We start from the raw sequence: 20,869 nt of genomic DNA on the forward strand, positions 1-20,869 counted from the left end.
TGGTGGCGATCGCGCCCTTCTTCAAGCAGGTGTTGTGTCACGCTCCCGTGAGTCGGGCAAGGGCGTCGTCCATGGCACCGGCCGGCAGCTCGATCAGCCGCGGCGCCTCGGTGAACAGTAGGGCCGCCTTTACCGTGCGGCCGGGATAGAGCGGCTGCAACAGGGCGCGATAGAGCGCGAGCTGGAGCAGGTAAGCTGGCGGCACCTCGGCCAGAGTGGCGGGCGCCGGCCGATTGGTCTTGTAGTCGACGATCGAGACCGTGTCCGACGTCACCGCCAACCGGTCGATCTTGCCGGAAATCGAGCGCTTTTTGCCCTTTACTTCCAGGCTGCCCATGATCGCGACCTCGGCACGTGACGATGGTGCAAACAGCTGACCGAAGCCGACGTCGGCAAGGATTGATGTCACCGACGCCAGGGCTTTTTCGCGCTCTGACGGCGGCCAGTCCGCGCCCGTTCGCAAGAGATAGCGCTCCGCCGCGCGCTGGCGTTCGGGCTCGGCAATGCCGGGCAGCATCTGCAGCAGTTTGTGCAGGGCAAGCCCGCGCAGCACCGCAAAGCCGGGCTCGGCATCGGCGTCGAGCACCGGCGACGCCTTGTCGACCACGGCTTCCTTGCCTTCGTCGATCAGCGCCGAGGCGCCGGATGGCGACAGCGGGCGCGGCAGATCCTCGAACGGCGGCAGGGGGCGGAACAAGGTCGTCGGCAAGGGTCCGAAAGCGTCGGCATGCCGTACCTGCTCAGCGGAACTTGGCGCGACCGGCGGCAGCTTGGTGACATGGAAACGATGCACCGGCTCGCCGCCGGCGGGATGCGCACGCTGCTCGCTTTCCGGCGCACCGATCAACGCGCGGCTGACGATCGAATGCCAGGTGCCAGCGTTCGGCGCCCGCTTGCCGTGATAGCCGCAGACGATCAGCCGGTCCTCGGCACGGGTCATGCCGACATAGAGCAGCCGGCGGTATTCGTCGTCGGCGAGTTCCCGTGCCCGCGCCGCCGCTGCTTTGGAAAAGCCGTTGGCGACGTCGCTGGCAGAGCGCCAGAGATAGCCCTTGCCGTCCCAATTCGCGCCGGAGCCATCGAAGGGCATCAGGCGCGGCAGATGCTGGTCACTGAACGGGGCGGAACCGCCATCGACCAGGAACACGACCGGCGCTTCCAGCCCCTTGGCGGCATGCACGGTCATGACCCGGACCTCGTCGCGGGTCTGGTCCATCTCGCGCTTGATCTCGGGACCGGCGTTTTCCAGCGTCGACAGGAAGGCTTCAAGCCCCGGCAGGCCGGTCCGTTCCTCGGCCAGGCAGAAGCTGAGGAACTCGTCGAGGATGTCGCCGGCTTCGGGCCCGAGCCGCGCGATCATCTTCCGGCGCACGCCATCGCGTGCCAGCAGGCCAGCGTAAAATTCGAACACCGGTTTGAAGGCGGCCGCGTTCGTCCAGATGTCTACCTGGGCGACGATCTTCGCAAGTCGCTCGCTTTCGCCGGCGTGCTGTCGCAGCGACGCGATCAGCGACAAGCCGGACGGCCTCTGCGCGGCGAGCGTGAAAAGCGTCTCTTCCGGCAGATCGAAGATCGGGCTGCGCAACACGGCGGCAAGCGACAGATCGTCCTGCGGCTGGATGAGGAGATGACCGAGCGCAATCAGGTCCTTGACCGCGATGTGTCCAGGCAGGCTCAGCCGGTCGGCGCCGGCAACCGGAATGTCGCGCCGTTTCAAGGCACGGGTCAGCGCGTGGACGAAGCGATCGCGCTTGCGCACCAGCACCAGCACATCGCCCGGCCGCAGCCGCTTGCCCCGGCCTTCGATGATTTCGCCACTGCCGATCCAGCCGGCGATGGTGGCGGCGACGTTCTCAGCCACGCGCACCGCCGGCGCGTGCGCATGGTCGATGGCTTGCGTCCAGTCGTCGGGCTCATCGACGGCTTCAGTGCCGACCGACGGCCACACCTCGACATAGCCAGGTGCGTCGGTGCGGATCGCCTGGTGGCGCAGCGGATCGGGATCATGGCTGATGCCGCGCCGCACGAGCGGATCGGCAAAGACGCGGTCGACTGCGGTCAGGACATCGTCGGTCGAGCGGAACGACCAGGTCAGCTTGAGGTCGGCAAAGGACGCCTCGGCGTCGCGCACCCGTCCGGCGAACAACAGCCGGCTGTCGGCGAAGGAGTCCGGGGCGGCACCCTGGAACGAATAGATCGACTGCTTCTCGTCGCCGACGGCGAAGACCGTGCGATGGACCCTGTCGCGCGCCCCAAAGCCGGCAAAGAATTCTTCCGCCAGCCGTTTCACCACTTCCCATTGGTCCGGGCTGGTGTCCTGCGCCTCGTCGAGCAGGATATGGTCGATGCCCTGGTCAAGCTTGTATTGCACCCATGGGCCGGCGTCTGGCCGCGCCAGCAGGTTGACGGTGCGGGTGATCAGGTCGTTGAAATCGAGAAAGCCGCGGCTGCGCTTCAGCATTTCGTAGCGGGCGATCAGCCAGTCGGCGATGGTCAGCGCCGCTCTTGTACCCTCCAGCATCCGGAACAGGGCCAGCCGGTCGGTGGTTTCGACGACGGCATTGGCGGCCGAGAGATAGCGCTCCGCCAGATCCGGCAGCCGGTCGACCAGAGCCTTCTTGAAGGCCTTTGCCGGGTCGTAGGCGTCGCCATCGGTCTTGAGGAAGGCTCGCGCCAACAGTTGCAGGCGCCGAATGGGATCGCCCTCGGCGAAAGCCTGCCGCGCATAGGGCAGGATGTTGTTCAGCACCGATCTGGCATCGGTGGCCTCGGCTGCCTGGGCGAAGCCGGCAAAATAGTCGGGCAGGAAACCCGGCAACGGCCATACCGAAGCGGCTATGCCCTCGGCCGTCTGGCCTGGATGGAAATGGAATTCGTCGAACAAGGCCTGGAAGCGCGTGCCATCACGCCCGACGGCGTCGATGAAATTGCGCAGGCCGTCGCGCTTGCGCACGATCTCACCCAGCAAGGCGTCGAGCCCGGCTTCGCCGCCCCGATCGAGAATGGCGGCAAAAGCCTCGGCCAGATCCCTGTCGCCGGCGGATGTGCCGGAAATCATCTCGCGGCGCGCCGCGGCAAACAGCGAGGCCTCCATCTGGCCGTCGAGCATCTCGAAATGGGCCGGGATGTTGGCCTCCAGCGGAAACTGGTGCAGCACCGATTCGCAGAAGGCATGGATGGTCTGGATCTTCAGCCCGCCGGGTGTTTCCAGCGCCTCGGCGAACAGGCGCCGCGCCCGGCGCATGGTCTCGAGATCGGGCCGGCGCCCCTCCAGAGCCTCGACCTTTGCCGCCAGATCCGCGTCACCAAGCGTCGTCCACTCCGACAGTGTCGAGAACACCCGGTTGGACATGTTGGCGGCGGCGGCGCGCGTATAGGTCAGGCACAGTATCTTCGACGGATCGGTGCCGCGCAGCAGCAACCGGATGACGCGCTGAGCCAGCACATGGGTCTTGCCGGATCCGGCATTCGCCGACACCCAGGCGGAATTGCCGGGATCGGCGGCGCGGGCCTGGCTGGTCGCGGTGTCGCTGGGGATCGGATAGGCCTTTTTCATGCCTCCCCTCCCTCGTCGCCGGCATCGCCGCCTGCCGACCATTCGAGCACGCGGGCAAGATGGTCGTAGTCGCCATCAGTCTCGCCTTCGCGGAACGGCAGCGCGCGCGACAGATAACCCGTCGCAGGATCGGCATAGTGGATCAACAGCTTTTCCAGCCGCGCCCAGGCCTCTTCGGCAAGATCGGTCGCGGTCCGCGGCTGGCGATTGTGTTCGAGGATGGATTCCTCGAACACCTCGCCATTCGGCTTCAGCCTGATGAAGGCCAGTTGAGAGGGCTCGCGTACGCCCAGATCCTTGAAGGCGCCGCGCCTGAGCAGCGCACCCTCCAGCGCCAGTTGCGGCGCAAGCAGTGTGTGCGCCTGCGCCTTGGACGGCGAGGAACCGGTCTTGTAATCCAGTATGTCGGCCATGCCGCCGGCCAGCAGATCGACCCGGTCGGCGTAGCCGGACAGAGTCACGCCGGATTGGCCGACGACAGTCTTGCCGGCGCGCTCCTCGGCATGACGCCTTGTCACTGCATCGGCGCGCGTACGCTCCCACTCGATGATGTTGGCGGCGAGTTTTTCGAAGCGCGGCCACCACACCGCCTCGACATCGGCCGGAAGTGCGGCTTCGGCAAAACAAGCGCGGCCGGCGGCGATGAGGCCGGCGAGCGCATCGGGCGCTCGCGGATCGGCAACGCGCGCCGAGAACAGGTGCAGGATGGCGTGAAACAGCGTGCCGCGCTCGGCGGCTCCGGGATCGCGAATAACCGGATCCAGCGGCATCAGGCCGAGGATCCGTCTTGCGTAGACGGCGTAGGGATCCCGGCGCAGGGTCTCGATCTCGGTGACCGAGAAATGGCTCGGCCGGACGGACAGCGGCGGTTTCGGCTGCGGCCGCGGCGCGAAATCCTGTCTTGGCCCGGTATCCAGCGCACGTGCCCAGGTAAGCAATTCGTCGCCGCGCCGGCGCAGCGCCGCCGCCTGGTCGTTGCCGATGAAGGTGAGCAGGCGCTGCAGCCAGCGTGACGGCACGGCGGGGGCGTCGCCGGCGCGCGCCGAGCGGGACAGCACCACTTTCCCAGCGCCCATGGCCATCTGGAAATCATGCGCGGCAAGGCCGATGCGCCGCTCGGGCGGTTCGAGGTCGATACCGGTCTTCATCAGCCGCGACATGAAGCGGTCGCTCTCGGGCTTGCGCGGCCATACGCCCTCATTGAGCCCGCCGATGACCAGCGTATCGACGGTCAGCAATCGGGCTTCCAGCGCACCCCAGATGGCGATGTTCCGGTCGGTGCCCTGTGCCGGCTTGACCGTTTCAGGCGCGATCAGCGCCGCCATGATATCGGGCCACTCAGTCGCCGCGAAGGACAGTGAAGCCGAAGCCGCGACCAGCCCGCGCAGCAGTTCGGCAAGCTTTTCGCCGGCGTCACCGGCATAGAGTTCGCCAAGACCACCGTCGGCGGTGCGGCCGAGATTTTCGAGTGTGGCGACGCTGGCCCTGACAAGCGCGGCAAGGTCGGCATCGTCCCGGCCGCGGAAGGCTGCGAGCGGCGCCAGAGCCTGCTTGAGACGTTCAAGCAAATTCCGGGTAGTTTCGATGGAGCGCACGGTCAGCCGGGAAAACCAGAAGGGCGGCCGGCTGCCGCCGCCCAGGCCGGTGAGGCGGGCCTCGAACAGTTCCGGCAGCGAAACGATGTCGGGACGGCCGGTGCCGCCACGCAGCGCCACCAGCTCGACCAGTTCCGCCGCGTGGCGCACATCGGCCCGTTCGAGGCCGAGGCCAAGCAGCGGATGCTTGAGCAGCGACAACAGGCCGACCGGATCGCCTGGCCTGAACAATGCCTCGAGCGCCAGCCTGAGCAGGCTGGCCGCCGGGGTGTTGGCGAGCGGCGTGCCACCGGAATCGTCGGCGACGACGCCGAAGCGCTGGAGCTCGATCGAGACGCGCCGTGCCAATGCGCGATCGCTGGTGACGAGAGCCGCCCTTTGGCCGGGCTGTTCGACCGCGCGCTTGAGCGCGACGGCGATGGCGACAGCTTCATCACGTTCGCTGGCAGCTTCGAGCAGGGTCACCTCGGCGAAGGCGCCGGCAATGTGGGACGCCGGGAAGCCCGCACGTGTCTCGGCCCAGAGTTCGGTGGTTTCGGCCGGCCGCAGCGCTTCGCCGACAAGAGCGGCGCGAAGCGCAAGTCGCGGTTCGGCCACGCCAATCTCCTCGACGTCGCCGCGCAATACGCCGATCTTGCCTATCAGCCTGGCCAGGCCATATTGCGGGTGGCCGAGCACAGCTGGACGCGCGCCGGGCGCGGCAATCGCCTGGAATGACGCTTCGTCCAGCGTTCGGTCGAGACCCGGCAGCACAATGGCGCCGCCGGGCAGGCGCGCGATGGCGGCAAGCCAAGCAGTTCAGCCGTGGCGGGGATCGAGCCGGTCGACCCTGCGGCGATGACCGGGCCAGCGGGCGGATTGCGCAGCAGCCGCGCCGCCTCGGCGCGGATCAGCGCGCTGCGATGCGCGGCCGGATTGGAGCGGTCGCTTTCCGCGAGGAATTTCGGCCAGGCTTCGGTGACGATGCCGAGGAATTCGAGGGTCACCTGCCACCATCCGGCAAGGTTGCCGGTCACCAGATCGGTGAGCTTGGCCCAGTCCGTTCCTTCCGTCTCGATCTCGTCCATCAGCCGGGCGAGATCGCGCGCCAGCCAGATCGCGTCGGCGGTGGAAGCCGGGATGACGATCTCCTCGGCAAAGAGGGCGGCGACATGTGCCGGCAGCCGGCGTTTCCAGGCGCGCACCAGCGGCGTCAGCAGCAACAGGCGTTCGGTTGCCGAAATCGGCGGCGCGAGATCGATGGCCGCCGATGCCTCGGTCTCGAACGCGGCCTCATCTTCGTCGAACTCGCCGAGCGGCCGGATGACCGGCAGGATTGCCGAGCCGCCGCCGCCGCGTGCCGCCAGGCTGTCGACGAAGACACCCCGCAAGGCACGCGCGGCACGGCGTGTCGGCACATAGATGGTGACATCGGCCAAAGCGAGCGGGTCGCCGTCAAATCGAAACCCCGGAACAAGGCGACCGGCAAGCAGCGCCTCGGCAAGCGTCGGCAGAAACGGCGCTCCGGGCGGGATCGAGAAAACGCGGCTGGAGCCGCTCATTGCGACTCGATGAGCGCGCCGGCGACCGCCGCTTCCGCGAGCGGTACGGCATCGGGCGTGCCGACGGTGACCCAGTGGCCATGCATGGGCATGCCGAACAGGCGGCCGGCCGCGATGGCGGAATCGAAATAGGCGTTGAGCGAGTGCGGCCCGGCCGGTGCACCCTCGAACAGGCGCGGATGGACGATCGCCGCCCCGGCATAGATCAGCCCCGCCGGGTCGCCTTGCGAACGCCGCAAGCCGCCATCCGGCGCCACCAGGAAATCGGTGCTGCCGCAGTGTCCGGTCGCCTGTTGGAGATCCGCCAGCATCAGCAGAATATCCATTTTCGCCGCGTCCCATGCAAGGGCGAGGCGCTGGAGATTGAGAGGACCGTCATCGATCCAGAACGTGTCGGCGTTGAGGATGTAGAAGGGCTGATCGCCCAGTTCGGGCAACGCCTTGACGATGCCGCCGGCGGAATCGAGCAGTTGTTCGCTCTCGTCAGAAATGACGATGTTTGGCGCGCGGCGGGCAGTGACATGGGCGACGATCTGTTCGGGAAAGTAGTGGACGTTGACCACGGCCTTCGCGACGCCGGCGGCGGCCAGGCTGTCGAGGCTCCAGTCGAGCAACGTCTTGCCGGCAATCTTGACCAGTGGCTTGGGAATGGTGTCGGTGATCGGCCGCATGCGTTTGCCAAGCCCGGCGGCAAGTACGATGGCGGTGTCCGGTCTTGCTGTCACAGCGCTCGCTCCTCCAGCAAACCGTGGGCGTCGTAGAACTCGCGCAGGCTTGCCAGCGCCGGATGAGACAGAGCCCGGCGCAGATAGTCGCGGATGCGCGGCAGGTGCTTCAGATAATAGGGCTTGCCGTCGCGTTTTTCGAGGCGAACGAAGATACCGAGTATCTTGGAGTTTCGCTGCGCCGCCATGACGGCGTAGGATTCCAGGAAGCTTGCTTCGTCGAAAGCCCCGGCTGCGTGGCGCGCCGTGACATAGGCATCCAGCGTCTGTTTCTCGATCTCGGGCGAGATGGTGACCCGCGCGTCCATAGCGAGCGAGGCGACGTCATAGGCGCAAGGGCCGATCAGCGCATCCTGGAAATCGACAATGCCCAATCGATCATGCCCTGAACGGTCGCCGCGCCAGATGATGTTGGGCGAATGGAAGTCGCGCAGCATCAGCGTGACCTCGCGGCCCTGCAGCCGGTCGAGGAGTGCGTTCCATTGCTTGTGGTAGCCGGCGCGCAAGCTGTCGCTTGCCGGGCTGCCCGATATCGCCGGCACGTACCAATCGACCAGCAGATCGGCTTCGATCATCATGGCATCGCGGTCGAAAGGCGGCACATCGTGGAAGCTGCCTTGCCCTGTTTCCAGGCGCTGCGGCCAGGCCCTGCCATGCATCATGGCCAGCAGCTCGGCCGCCGCTGCGCAACGCTCGGCCAGCGGCTGGCCATCGCCGCCGAGGAAACCTTCGGAACCAAGATGTTCGAGCAGCAGGAAACCTTGCTCCTGGTCCTCGGCATGGATTTGCGGAACGCTGACGCCACCTTCCTTCAAGGCGCGGTCGATGGCGACGAAGGCGGAGACCGACTGAGCGGTATGCGCGATCTCGGCATAGGGCTTGCCGTCGCGCACAGGCGGACCGAGAACCAGCCGTGGCGAGTTCATCAAGACCCGAGGCTTTTGGTCCGGCAACGAAACGATCTCGTAGGAGCGGGCCGAAGCATCGCCGATGAAATGGCGGCGCTGCGCTTCCCCCCAGCCGGCGTTCACAAGAAAGTCGCGCATGGCCAGCGATCGTGCCGCCCGATCGAAGGCATCACCCTGGCCTGACAATCGCGCCAGCCGGCCGTCGCCATGCTGGACGAGCTCGATCAGGACCGTGGTTTTCGGCAGATGGGCTTCCGCCCGTTCCGGCCATTCGACCAAAGCAGCACCCTGCGCCAGGGCTTCGTCGAACCCAAGCTCATCGAGCTCGTCCGCCGAGGACAGGCGGTATAGATCGAAATGATGGACCGGAATGCGGGTGTCGTAGCTCTGCACCAGCGTGAAGGTCGGACTCGGAACCTCGAGGCCGGCATCGTCGGCCAAGGTCCTGATCAAGGCCCGCGCCAGCGTCGACTTGCCGGCGCCGAGATCGCCCTTGAGGGCAAGCACGTCGCCTGGGCGCAGCGACAGCGCAAGATCCTCGCCCAGCCGCGCTGTGTGTGTTTCGTCGGCGAGTAAACGCTCCAGCACCAATCCCGTCATCGAGCGCGCTACTCGGCCGCGGCGCGGATGCCCGGCATGTCTGGAAAGGTGCAGATGACGGTCGTGCCCTTGTCCTTGCCGGTTTCGATGCGAACGCTGCCGCCATGCAGCTCGACGAAGCTCTTGACGATCGACAGGCCGAGGCCGGCGCCGCGCCGGCGGCCGCCATTGGCGCGCGGCTCGAAACGGCGGAACACCGAATCGAGCACATCCGGCGGCATGCCGGGACCATCGTCATGAACCGAGAATTCCACCCCATCCGCCAGATGGCGGCATGTGAGCCGGATGATGCTGGCTTCCGGGGCGTAATTGGCGGCGTTGCTGAGCAGATTGTAGAGGATCTGGCGGACGCGGACCTCATCGCCGTGAAACGTCTTCGGCGCCGCGATCGCGTCCACCTGGAGACTGATCGAATGCTCTTCCAGCCGGTCGGCCACCAGTTCGGCCGCAGCGGCGATGGTGCGATCGACCTGCACCTCGGAAATGTCGAGCTGCATGATGCCGGCGTCCACCGTCGCCAGGTCGAGGATATCGTTGACGATGGTGAGCAGGACCGCGGAGGACGAGCTGACATGCTCGACATATTCGCGCTGCTTCTGCGTCAGCGGACCGGTCGTGGGCTGCGACAGGAGTTCGGTGAAGCCGATAATGTTGGTCAGCGGCGAGCGCAGTTCATAGGAGACGTGCTGGACGAATTCGTTCTTGAGCTGGTCGGATTTTTGCAGCGCCTCGTTCTTGTCCTTCAGCGCCCGCTCTACATGGACGCTGTCGGTCACGTCGACGAAGGTCATCATCACCTGCCCGTTGGGCAGCGGGATCATGGCGTAACTCAGCACATTGCCGTTGTTGAGCTCGGTCTGTCCGTGGCGGTCGCGGCGCTCGTCGTCAAAGCCGGTGATGGCGGCAACGAAGCTGGGCCAGGGGCTGTCCGCGGCCTGCCGGTCGCAGAGGTCACGTATCGTCGACACGTGGACACTGGGCTTGGCCGCTTCACCGCTCAATCCCCAGAGAGTGGCAAAGGCAGGATTCGACAGCCGGAGCCTGCCGTCGGGTCCGAACACCGCCACGCCTTCGGCAAGATTGTCGAGCGTCTCGCCCTGAACCCGCACGGCTGTCTGGTAGCGGCTTTCGAGGTCCATCTTCTCGGTCAGGTTCTCGAACACCCAGGTCACGCCGCCCTTGGGCTGCGGATTGGCGACGACGCGAATGGTCTTGCCATCCGGCAGATGCCACCAATGTTCCTGGGATTCGACGGCGCGATAGGCGCCGAGCAGGCCTTCCTTCCAGCGGCGCCATTCAGGCTGTTCGGCGATCTTGCCTTCGCTGCGCAGCCGGTCGAGCAGCAAGGCATTGTCGGGTGCGCTGTGCAGGAAGCCGGCGTCCAGCCCCCAAAGCTTCTGGAAGGCTTGATTGAAGAACCGCAGCTTCTCGTCGGTGTCGAAAATGGCGACTGCCGTGTTGAGCTGGTCGAGCGTGTCGGCGTGGCTTCGCACCGTCCGTTCGTATTCGCCGCGAACGGCCTCAATGGCACTGGTGTCACAGGCAAGGCCGGCCGAGCCATCGCTGCCGGCGAAATCGGTGACCGCGAACACACGGCGGTCACCTTCGATCACGGTGGACAGCGACTGCTCGAAAACCGGATGCGTCTTGTGCTGGGCGGCAATCGCATCGCGCGCCTGGCCGCCGAGGAACTCTTTTTTCTCCCGGACCGCGGCTTCGGCATTTTCGGCTTCGACGGCATCGGCATAGGCGCGGTTGACCCACTTCAGCCCGCCACCCTCGCCGCGGAGCCATGCCGGCATGTTCAGCGCGTCGAGCAGGCCGATCATCGTGTCGTGGTCGGCGGCCAGCCGCTGGTTCTCGATCTTCAGCCTGGCCTGGCTGCGCTGCGTCTCCGAGAGCGAGACGAAACGCACGAGCACATGCGCGGCACTCTTGCGGCCATGCACTTCGAGCGGCGCACCGGCCTGCGATTCGATGACGAGGTCGAAGGGTTTGGCCTTCTCGCGCAATCCCGCGACGGCATGTTCGAGTGCCGCCGCCGAACGCGGCATCAGCCAGCGGCCGAAAGCGAGAAAAGCGGCCCTATCCTCGGGAGCGCCGCTTTCGACGGGCAATGTGCCGATAAGCTCGGGCTTCTTGTTTTCCGCGGCCCAGACGACCACGCGCTGGTCACGGAGATTGAGCAGCGCCTCGGAGCGGCGGAGCGCCGCGTTGATGTCGGCGAGGCGGCTCCTGAGTTCGACATTCTCCGCCGAGGTGCGGGCTCTTTCGCGGATGAGAACGATGGCCGATATCAGTGCGGCACCCGTCACGCCGACGAACACGGCAAGCTGCATGACCTCGATGGCGCTCACCGACAGTCCCGCGACGCTGGCAGCAGCGGTTTCGGCATGCGCGACGGCGCCAGCCAAGGGGCCCGCGAGCGCGGAGGTGGCAAGGAATGTCGACGCACGGGCGCGCCAGGACAGGCTCCCGCCTTCCAGGGCGGAGCCAGCAATCCCCGAATCGTCATGGCCGCCGGAAACGGCCCGTCCCGCTCTGTGCGGGTGTTGCCCCGGCATGTCTTGGTCCTCTCCGCCGCCTGAATGCAAGACCGCCCTGATGCGTGCCTCTCTTGACCCTCTCGGGCTGGAAGCATCGCCGAATCACCTGACAATAACCCCTCGCCGAATCGCCGTGAAGGCTGATGGCGCGCAAAAATAAGGCCGGGCGAAAAGTCAATCGCCCGACCTCAATATCTGGTAGTAATTTTAGCTTTGGTTAATAGCGGTAGTGTTCCGGCTTGAACGGGCCCTGCGGCGTGACGCCGATATAGGCGGCTTGTTCACCCGACAGTTCGGTCAGACGGGCGCCGAGCTTGTCGAGATGCAGGCGCGCGACCTTTTCGTCGAGATGCTTGGGCAGGACATAGACCTGGTTCTCGTACTGGCCGGGCTTGGTGTAGAGTTCGATCTGCGCCAGCACCTGGTTGGTGAAGGATGCCGACATGACGAAGCTCGGGTGGCCTGTGGCGTTGCCGAGATTGAGCAGCCGCCCTTCCGACAAAAGGATCATCCGCTTGCCGTCCGCGAAGGTGATCATGTCGACCTGCGGCTTGACGTTGGTCCATTTCAAATTGCGCAGCGCGGCGACCTGGATCTCATTGTCGAAGTGGCCGATGTTGCCGACGATGACCATGTCCTTCATCGAGCGCATATGGTCGAGGGTGACGACATCCTTGTTGCCGGTGGTGGTGATGACGATGTCGGCGGTGGGGGCCGCATCTTCCAGCGTGACGACTTCAAACCCGTCCATCGCCGCCTGCAGCGCGCAAATCGGATCGACCTCGGTGACCTTGACGCGGGCGCCGGCGCCCTTGAGCGAGGCCGACGAGCCCTTGCCGACGTCGCCATAACCGCACACGACAGCGACCTTGCCGGCCATCATCGTGTCGGTGCCGCGGCGGATGCCGTCGACCAGCGATTCCTTGCAGCCATATTTGTTGTCGAACTTCGACTTGGTGACCGAGTCGTTGACGTTGATGGCGGGGAAGGGCAGCAGGCCCTTCTTCTGCAGCTGATAGAGCCGGTTGACGCCGGTGGTCGTCTCTTCGGTGACGCCGCGGATCGCCGCCTTCTGCTTGGTGAAGAAGCCGGGCGAAGCCTTCAGGCGCTTCTTGACCTGGGCGTAGAAGTATTCCTCTTCCTCGCTCTGCGGGTTGGACAGCACATCCTCGCCGGCCTCGGCGCGGGCGCCGATCAGGATGTACATGGTGGCATCGCCGCCATCATCGAGGATCATGTTGGAGAGGCCGCCGTCGGCCCACTGGAAGATCTTGTCGGTGTAGTCCCAATACTCCTCGAGCGACTCGCCCTTGACGGCGAACACCGGGATGCCGGCTTCGGCGATGGCCGCGGCCGCATGGTCCTGGGTCGAGAAGATGTTGCAGGAGGCCCAGCGGATATCGGCGCCCAGCTCCTTCAGCGTCTCGATCAGCACCGCCGTCTGGATCGTCATGTGCAGCGAGCCGGTGATGCGCGCGCCCTTGAGCGGCTGCTTGGGACCGAATTCCTCACGGCAGGCCATCAGGCCCGGCATTTCGGTTTCGGCGATCTCGAGTTCCTTGCGGCCCCAGCCGGCAAGCGAGATGTCGGCGACCACATAGTCCTTGCTACCCGTCATGGCAGTACTCCGATGCGAATGTTGTGCTTGCGAATTTGTTGCGGGCACGCCCGCGCCGGTCGGCGCGTCGAAGGGCGCGAATTGCCGGCCTGACTAGCAGATCGGAGCAAGGACGACAATGGGATATAAAGAAATCTTTATCCCTGCATGTCTCTCAGACACGCATCGGCGCTCTACCTGATCAGCATTCCTCGCCAAAGCGGGACGCCACCAGCTGCTCCAGGGCGTCGATGACCTGCCGGGCTTCCGGCCCGCTCGCGGTGACGCGGATCGAATAGCCGGGGCTTGCCGCCAGCATCATCAGGCCCATGATCGAGGTGCCGCCGACCTTGACGCCATCCTTCTCGACATGCACCGAGGCATCGAAGCCGCTGGCCAGCTGGACAAACTTCGCCGAAGCGCGCGCATGAAGGCCACGTTGGTTGATGATGGGAAAATCCCGGACAATTTGGTCTTTTTCAGGGGACAGCGCGGTCATTTGCTGCTCAGGAGCTGGCTGGCGACATTGATGTATTTGCGGCCGGCGGCCTGAGCCTCATCGAGCGCGGCGGCCATATTGTCGCCCTTGCGGATCGAGGAGAGCTTGATCAGCATCGGCAGGTTCATGCCGGCGATCACCTCGGTGCGGCCGGATTCCATCACCGAGATGGCAAGGTTGGAGGGCGTGCCGCCGAACATGTCGGTCAGCACGATAACGCCCGCCCCGGTATCGACACGGGCAACAGCGTCGACGATGTCGCGGCGACGCTGCTCCATATCGTCGTCGGCACCGATCGCCACGGTTTCGAAATTGTCTTGTGGCCCGACGACATGTTCGACGGCATGTCGGAACTCGGTGGCCAGTTGACCGTGCGTTACAAGCACGAGTCCGATCATTCTTTGGTGGCTCCCGTCATCGCCGCTTCACAGGCGCATTTTATGCTCGCCAGCCAATCCAGGCGGCGGGAGCGCTATCTTGTCGACGCACGGCCCGTTGACAAGCCCAAAATTGCGCAGGCACATGCCATTTTGACGCATTGCAGCAAAAAACCCGGAACGGATCATAGAAAAGGCGCGATCGACAGCCGCGCCATCACGACCGGCAAGGCGGCAGCGACGTTGCGTTCGACCGCATCGATGCGCGGCACCCGACAGCCGGCGATGCTGGTGTCGGCATCCTCCTGAAAGCGTGCCGTTTCACCGGCCGGCGTCAGGCGGACATGCAAGTCGACAATGGCGGCGGGCTCGAACGGCACCGCTCGCGGCCCGAGCCCAGGCACCTCGACGAGGCCTTCTATGGTGGCGGGAGCGCGGCAGAGAAGCCGCCCGGCATGCGCCTCGACAAAGAGCTGATCGTCACCGACGAGCCGCGAGAACAGGCCGCGCTGGCGACAATGATCGAGGAGGGCCAGCGCCAGCGTCGTCTTGCCCGAACCGGAGGCTCCGGTGACGAGAATGCCGCGCTCGCCGATCAAAACCATTGTCGCGTGAATGTTTTCAGGCTGCACGATCATGCCTTTAAATGAAGCATGAACTCTGGACGAACGAAACCGTTCGTCCGAGAAAACCGATTCCCATTTTTCGGGATCATGCTTCGGCCGGCAACGTGACCACGAAACGCGCGCCCTTGATCTCGCCGGGTTTGGTGCCGGGGATGTTCTCGGCGGTCAGCGTGCCGCCATGGGCTTCGACGATCTGCCTGGATATCGACAGGCCAAGGCCCGAATTCTGGCCGAATGCCTCGCCGGCCGGCCGGTCCGTGTAGAAGCGCTCGAAGATGCGGTCGATGTTGTCGGCCCGGATGCCGGGGCCATTGTCATCGATGGTGACGATGTTGAACTTGCCGGCACGCGCCAGCGACAGGCTGATGTGGCCATGATCCTCGGGAACGAAGGAACGGGCGTTCTCGATCAAATTGGTGATGACCTGGCCGATGCGCAGATCATGCCCGACGACGACGTAGCCTTTGACGCCCTGCGGCAGTTTGGCGGCCTTGAACTCGATCTCGACCGCCTTCTTGTTACGCGTCGCTTCGCGCGAAACGGCGACCAGATCGGTGATGAATTTCTTCAGGTCAACCGTCCCCGCATCTTCACGCGCGAGTTCCGCGTCCAGGCGCGATGCGTCGGAAATATCGGTGATGAGCCGGTCCAGCCGCCTGACATCGTGCTGGATGATATCCATCAGCCGGCCGCGCGAATCGTCGTTCTTGGCCAGCGGCAAGGTTTCCACCGCGCTGCGCAGCGACGTCAGCGGGTTCTTCAGTTCGTGCGAGACATCGGCCGCGAAGCTTTCGATCGCCTCGATGCGGGCGTAGAGCGCGTTGGTCATGTCGCGTATGGCGATCGACAGATTGCCGATCTCGTCCTGACGGTCGGAAAAATCGGGAATTTCCTCACGGCTCTTGACGCCGCGCCGCACCCGCACCGCCGCCGCCGACAGCCGGCGCAGCGGATTGGCGATGGTGGAGGCAAGCAGCATCGACAGGATGGCGGTGACAAGCGCCGCGATACCGAAGACGCGCAGGATCGCCTTGCGCTCGGCAGCGACGATCTTGTCGATGTCGCCGCCTTCGGTCGACAGCATCAGCACGCCCAGAACAGCACGAAAGCGCTGGATCGGCACCGCCACCGAAACGATCTGCTCGCCCTGCTCGCTGACGCGCACGATGGTCGACGGGCTGCCGGTGAGAGCCTTGACCACTTCCGGGAAAGCGGCGCCATTGCCGCCCGGCTGCTCGTGATAGACCGGCAGCTCGGTGTTGCGGAAGAAGTCGAAGACGAATTTCTGGATGCGCTCGACCAGATCGGGCTCTTCCTCCTCGACCGGCGGCAGGTCGTAGCGCAGGATCTGGCCACGCGAATAGAGGTGGCGTGAATCGAGCAGCAGATTGGCGTCGCGGTCATAGATGCGGGCGCGGGTCCTGGTCGGCGAGATCAGCCTTCGCAGCACCGGGGCGACGCGCTCCGGGTTGATCGGGAAGTCGAGATTGTCGAGCTGGTCGGAGCCCGGCCCCAGGCTTTCGCCGGCCTGCAGTTCAAGCAGCTTTTCCGGGTCGATGCTGATCGAATCCGTCTCGACCGTCGCCGACGCGGCGATCGCACCGGCGATGATCTCGCCCTGGGTCATCAGGCTTTCGACGCGGGCGTCGATCAGCCCGTCTCGGAAGGTGTTGAGATAGAGGATGCCGGTCACCAGGACGGCGAGGCCGGCAAGGTTGAGGAACAGGATACGCCGCGTCAGGCTGGAAAAGATATGATGGCCAAGGAAGCGGCGCATCGGCACCGTGATCTTCGAGACGAAGGACGGCATGATCCGCGACGGCCGCCTGGAGGCGCCCGCCGGTCTTGTTCGCTGTGCTTCCACTGCCATCGAATAGCAGCTCCCGCCTAGTCCTTGGCCTGATGCATGTCGTTGTCCCAAAACCGGGACCACTTTTGGGCGACATGGATTACCTTGCTTTGATGCATGTCGGCATCCCAAAACCGGGACCACTTTTGAGCGACATGCATCATTACGCTTCGCGGAACCGGTATCCGACTCCGTAAAGGGTTTCGATCATCTCGAAGTCGTCGTCGACGGCCTTGAACTTCTTGCGCAGCCGCTTGATGTGGCTGTCGATGGTGCGATCGTCGACATAGACCTGTTCATCATAGGCCGAATCCATCAGCGCATCACGGCTTTTTACGACACCGGGACGCTGCGCCAGCGAATGCAGGATCAGGAACTCGGTGACGGTGAGCGTCACCGGCTCGCCTTTCCAGGTGCAGGTGTGGCGCTCCTGGTCCATGACGAGCTGGCCGCGCTCGAGCGAGCGGGCCTGCTGGCTTGGCGTCTTGGCGGCAGCCTCGCGGGCACTGGCGCGGCGCAGCACGGCGCGCACCCGCTCGACCAGCAGGCGCTGCGAGAAGGGTTTGCGGATGAAATCGTCGGCGCCCATCTTGAGGCCGAACAATTCATCGATCTCGTCGTCCTTGGAGGTCAGGAAGATCACCGGCAGGTCTGACTTCTGGCGCATCCGGCGCAGCAGTTCCATGCCGTCCATGCGCGGCATCTTGATGTCGAGGATGGCAAGGTTCGGCGGGCGTGCCGCCAGGCCTTCCAGCGCCGACGCACCATCCGTGTAGGTCTCGACGCGATACCCCTCGGATTCCAGGGCGATCGACACCGATGTCAGAATGTTGCGGTCGTCATCGACAAGCGCGATTGTTGCCATTTCAAGCGGCTCCCTCATGAGCTGTCCCTTCTGTCGTAGAGAAGGGGCTTTTGCAGGACAAATTAGGTACAAAATGTGGCATAGGCCTTGTCCGCTGTCACGCGCGGCATGCCGGCGGCCACAATCCTACCTCGACATGGATTGGACGAACGTACATCGCCAATCCTTTGGGCAACCGCGAAACTTTTTGCACATATAAACGATTTAAACAACTTTCAAAATATTTAAATCGATTAATGATTTGATATCATTTGCCTTTTCTGGTTCTGACCATCTCAGCCCGCGTAGTGGGCGTGCTGGAAACGTGCCGGCAAAGATGCGGCAAATCCAAGAGGGACACTCGATGTCGGAAGTCGGCAAACGCAATTCCGCCTGCGCGATCGATCATATCGGCCTGAAAACCACCGGCGTGGTGCGCTATAATTTCGGTGCGGCTGCCCTTTATGAGGAATCGATCCGGCGCGGCGAGGCCCGCTTGACCGCCCATGGCGCGCTGGTCGCCGAGACCGGACAGCACACCGGCCGCTCGCCCAAGGACAAGTTCGTCGTCCGCGATGGCGCCACCGAACCACATGTCTGGTGGGACAACAACAAGGCGATCTCGCCGGCCCAGTTCGACACGCTGCTCGCCGATTTCCAGGCGCATGCCGCGGACAAGGATCTATACGTCCAGGATCTGGTCGGCGGCGCCGATGCGGAGTCGAGGCTGCCGACCAGGGTGATCACCGAATTTGCCTGGCACTCGCTGTTCATCCGCAATCTGCTGATCCGTCCGGATGCCGCCGAACTCGAACAGTTCGTGCCTGAGATGACGATCATCGACCTGCCGTCCTTCCGCGCCGATCCCCTTCGTCACGGCAGCCGCACCGAAACGGTGATCGCCGTCGATCTTTCGCGCAAGATCGTGCTGATCGGCGGCACCTCCTATGCCGGCGAGATGAAGAAGTCGGTGTTCACCATGCTCAACTATCTGCTGCCGGCGAAAGGCGTGATGCCGATGCATTGCTCGGCCAATGAGGGTGCGGCCGGCGACGCCGCCATCTTCTTCGGCCTGTCGGGCACCGGCAAGACGACGCTCTCGGCCGATCCCTCGCGCACGCTGATCGGCGACGACGAGCATGGCTGGGGGCCGCACGGCATCTTCAATTTCGAAGGCGGCTGCTACGCCAAGACGATCAAGCTGTCGGCGGAAGCCGAGCCGGAAATCTTCGCCACCACGCAGCGCTTCGGCACGGTGCTGGAAAATGTCGTGCTCGACGCTGATGGCGTGCCGGATTTCAACGACGGAAGACTGACCGAGAACACACGCTGCGCCTACCCGCTGGACTTCATCCCCAATGCCAGCAAGACCGGCCGCGCCAACCATCCCAACAACATCATCATGCTGACCGCCGATGCGTTCGGCGTGATGCCGCCGATCGCGCGGCTGACCCCGGCGCAGGCGATGTATCATTTCCTGTCCGGCTACACCGCCAAGGTGGCCGGAACCGAAAAGGGCGTGACCGAGCCCGAAGCGACGTTTTCGACCTGTTTCGGTGCCCCATTCATGCCGCGCCACCCTTCCGAATACGGCAATCTGCTGCGCGAGCTGATTGCCCGCCACGGCGCCGATTGCTGGCTGGTCAACACCGGCTGGACCGGCGGCGCCTACGGCACCGGCAAGCGCATGCCGATCAAAGCGACGCGCGCCTTGCTTGCCGCCGCGCTCGACGGCTCGCTCAAGACGGCCGAGTTCCGCACCGACCCTCATTTCGGTTTCGAGGTACCGGTGGCGGTTCGAGGCGTCGACAGCGCCATTCTCGACCCGCGCTCCACCTGGGCCGACAAGGCCGGCTATGACCGGCAGGCGGCAAGGCTGGTCGGCATGTTCGCCGTCAATTTTGAGAAATTCGAAAGCCATGTCGATGCCGTGGTGCTGGGCGCCGCGCCGCGCATGCAGGAAGCCGCGGAGTAATCGCGCCACAGGTTCAGCTTTCGTTGAAAGGCCCGGTTCGATCGGGCCTTTTCTTTTTCGATCCGCCGCGCCATGACTGCGGCATGGCGAGCGACGACAACATCATCATATCAGGCGATGCGGTGATCCATCCGGGCGACCTGCACGAGGATTTCATCCGCTCGTCCGGTCCCGGCGGCCAGAACGTCAACAAGGTGGCGACGGCGGTGCAACTGCGCTTCGACGCGGCCAACGCAACGGGTCTGTCGGAGCGCGTGCGCGAGCGGACGATCAAGCTTGCCGGCCAGCGTGCCACCAAGGACGGCGTCATCGTCATCGAAGCGGGCCGCTTCCGCACCCAGGAACAGAACCGGGCGGATGCGCGGGCACGGCTGACGGCATTGGTCGCCAAGGCCGCCGAACCGCCACCGCCGCCGCGCAAGAAGACACGGCCGTCGAAGGGTGCCGTGGAACGGCGGCTGAAGAGCAAGGCCGGGCGCGGCACGATCAAGAAGCTGCGCGGCCGGGTGGAGAACGATTAAGCACCACACCAATCACGCGCAAAACGACTTCCCATTTTGGACCGCAGATGCAAAGTTCAACCATTGCCATTAGCAAGGGAGACCAAGGATGGGCGTGTTCGATTTCGTCAAGAGCGTCGGCAAGAAACTGGGCATCGGCGGTGACGACGAAGCCGCACCCACGGCCGACACACTCAAGAAGGAGCTCGATTCGCACAAGCTCGGCACCGATGGCGTCGAGGTCGTCGTCACGGGCGATACGGCGGTGCTGAAGGGCGTGGTCAAGGACCAGTCGATCTTCGAGAAGGCGGTCATCGCCGTCGGCAACACGCTCGGCGTCTCCAAAGTGCAGGCCGACGAATTGCAGGTCGCGCCAGCACCTGGCACGGCCGCCGCCCCCGCCAAGGAGCCCACCTTCTACACCGTGAAGAAGGGCGACAATCTCTGGAAGATCGCCGAGAAAAGCTACGGCAAGGGCCAAGGCGTCAAGAACACGGTCATATTCGAGGCCAACAAGCCGATGCTGACCCATCCCGACAAGATCTATCCGGGCCAGGTGCTGCGCATTCCCGACCTCGCCTGATCGGCGGCTGCCAATTCGACAAGAGCGGCGGCTTTCGGGTCGTCGTTTTCATTTGATCGTGACATTTTACGGTTCCGAACCATCCAAGAGGTAATCGAATCCGTGCTCGTCCTGCCCAAAGGCGTCCGCCACATGCCGGCCTACCTGTCGCGCAGCGCGCAGGAAGAGCTGGTCGACCAGGTGAGACGGATCGTGCAGCAGGCGCCGCTGTTCGTGCCGGCCATGCCGCGCACCGGCAAGGAGATGAGCGTGCGTATGACCAATTGCGGGCCGCTCGGCTGGGTCACCGACAAGGAGCACGGCTATCGTTACCAGCCGGCGCATCCGGTAACCGGGGCGCCTTGGCCGCCAATTCCGGATGCGCTGCGCGACCTGTGGCGTGAGGTCTCGGGCTATCCGCACCCGCCGGAAGCATGCCTCATCAATTTCTACACCCCGGACGCAAAAATGGGCCTGCATCAGGACCGCGACGAGACCGATTTTTCGGCGCCGGTCGTCTCCGTCTCGCTCGGCGACGACTGCCTGTTCCGGGTTTGCCAGACTACGCG

General features: G+C 64.6%; 14 protein-coding genes and 1 pseudogene. 4 read left to right on the forward strand and 11 right to left on the reverse strand.

Translation table 11 applies throughout. From position 1 onward, the window contains the following. Positions 1–37 precede the first annotated feature (37 nt). The 11 genes and pseudogenes from addA to EOB59_RS11910 all read right to left on the reverse strand — a co-directional run bounded on the left by addA (position 38) and on the right by EOB59_RS11910 (position 17,284). Positions 38–3,556 (reverse strand): double-strand break repair helicase AddA, encoded by a 3,519-nt coding sequence (addA, locus tag EOB59_RS11855; RefSeq protein WP_128288422.1) that lies wholly within the window; start codon positions 3,554–3,556, stop codon positions 38–40. Further along, a pseudogene (gene addB / locus EOB59_RS11860) lies at positions 3,553–6,692 on the reverse strand (double-strand break repair protein AddB). Before addB ends, addA begins: the two are co-directional and overlap by 4 nt. Next, positions 6,689–7,417: a nucleotidyltransferase family protein gene (locus EOB59_RS11865; RefSeq protein WP_127808269.1), complete on the reverse strand. Its 729-nt coding sequence runs from the start codon at positions 7,415–7,417 to the stop codon at positions 6,689–6,691. Before EOB59_RS11865 ends, addB begins: the two are co-directional and overlap by 4 nt. Beyond that, a complete protein-coding gene (gene tsaE / locus EOB59_RS11870) occupies positions 7,414–8,925 on the reverse strand; it encodes a tRNA (adenosine(37)-N6)-threonylcarbamoyltransferase complex ATPase subunit type 1 TsaE (protein WP_128288423.1) in 1,512 nt (503 codons plus the stop codon). The genes EOB59_RS11865 and tsaE overlap by 4 nt, the downstream gene beginning before the upstream one ends. 8 nt (positions 8,926–8,933) lie before the next feature. Beyond that, positions 8,934–11,489: a PAS domain-containing sensor histidine kinase gene (locus tag EOB59_RS11875; protein WP_127808271.1), complete on the reverse strand. Its 2,556-nt coding sequence runs from the start codon at positions 11,487–11,489 to the stop codon at positions 8,934–8,936. Positions 11,490–11,688: 199 nt separating this feature from the next. Further along, positions 11,689–13,089, reverse strand: coding sequence for an adenosylhomocysteinase (ahcY, locus tag EOB59_RS11880; protein ID WP_023810629.1), 1,401 nt, complete (start codon positions 13,087–13,089; stop codon positions 11,689–11,691). A 181-nt stretch (positions 13,090–13,270) separates the two neighbouring features. Next, positions 13,271–13,567 (reverse strand): HPr family phosphocarrier protein, encoded by a 297-nt coding sequence (locus EOB59_RS11885; protein WP_027039963.1) that lies wholly within the window; start codon positions 13,565–13,567, stop codon positions 13,271–13,273. Next, positions 13,564–13,965: a PTS sugar transporter subunit IIA gene (locus EOB59_RS11890; RefSeq protein WP_010912939.1), complete on the reverse strand. Its 402-nt coding sequence runs from the start codon at positions 13,963–13,965 to the stop codon at positions 13,564–13,566. Before EOB59_RS11890 ends, EOB59_RS11885 begins: the two co-directional genes overlap by 4 nt. Positions 13,966–14,129: 164 nt before the next feature. Continuing rightward, a complete protein-coding gene (locus EOB59_RS11900; RefSeq protein ID WP_127395509.1) occupies positions 14,130–14,582 on the reverse strand; it encodes an HPr kinase/phosphorylase in 453 nt (150 codons plus the stop codon). Between the two features lie 73 nt (positions 14,583–14,655). Then, entirely contained in the window at positions 14,656–16,440 is a 1,785-nt protein-coding gene (locus tag EOB59_RS11905; protein ID WP_127808272.1) for a sensor histidine kinase, read from the reverse strand. Between the two features lie 142 nt (positions 16,441–16,582). Then, the gene (locus EOB59_RS11910; protein WP_013528337.1) at positions 16,583–17,284 is read right to left on the reverse strand and encodes a response regulator transcription factor; all 702 of its coding nucleotides are present in this window, start codon (positions 17,282–17,284) and stop codon (positions 16,583–16,585) included. A gap of 343 nt (positions 17,285–17,627) precedes the next feature. Here EOB59_RS11910 and EOB59_RS11915 point away from each other — a divergent pair, with 343 nt between their 5' ends. The 4 genes from EOB59_RS11915 to EOB59_RS11930 form a co-directional block, all read left to right on the forward strand. Next, positions 17,628–19,238, forward strand: a complete 1,611-nt coding sequence (locus EOB59_RS11915) for a phosphoenolpyruvate carboxykinase (protein ID WP_128288424.1) — start codon at positions 17,628–17,630, stop codon at positions 19,236–19,238. A gap of 83 nt (positions 19,239–19,321) precedes the next feature. Further along, positions 19,322–19,759, forward strand: a complete 438-nt coding sequence (arfB, locus tag EOB59_RS11920) for an alternative ribosome rescue aminoacyl-tRNA hydrolase ArfB (protein WP_023810634.1) — start codon at positions 19,322–19,324, stop codon at positions 19,757–19,759. 88 nt (positions 19,760–19,847) lie between these two features. Then, a complete protein-coding gene (gene lysM / locus EOB59_RS11925) occupies positions 19,848–20,321 on the forward strand; it encodes a peptidoglycan-binding protein LysM (protein ID WP_128288425.1) in 474 nt (157 codons plus the stop codon). Between the two features lie 102 nt (positions 20,322–20,423). Then, the coding region (locus EOB59_RS11930; RefSeq protein WP_164895633.1) for an alpha-ketoglutarate-dependent dioxygenase AlkB at positions 20,424–20,869 on the forward strand (446 nt) is incomplete at its 3' end.

Origin of the sequence: Mesorhizobium sp. M7A.F.Ca.MR.176.00.0.0, assembly GCF_004023165.1 — a bacterium.
GTDB lineage: Bacteria > Pseudomonadota > Alphaproteobacteria > Rhizobiales > Rhizobiaceae > Mesorhizobium.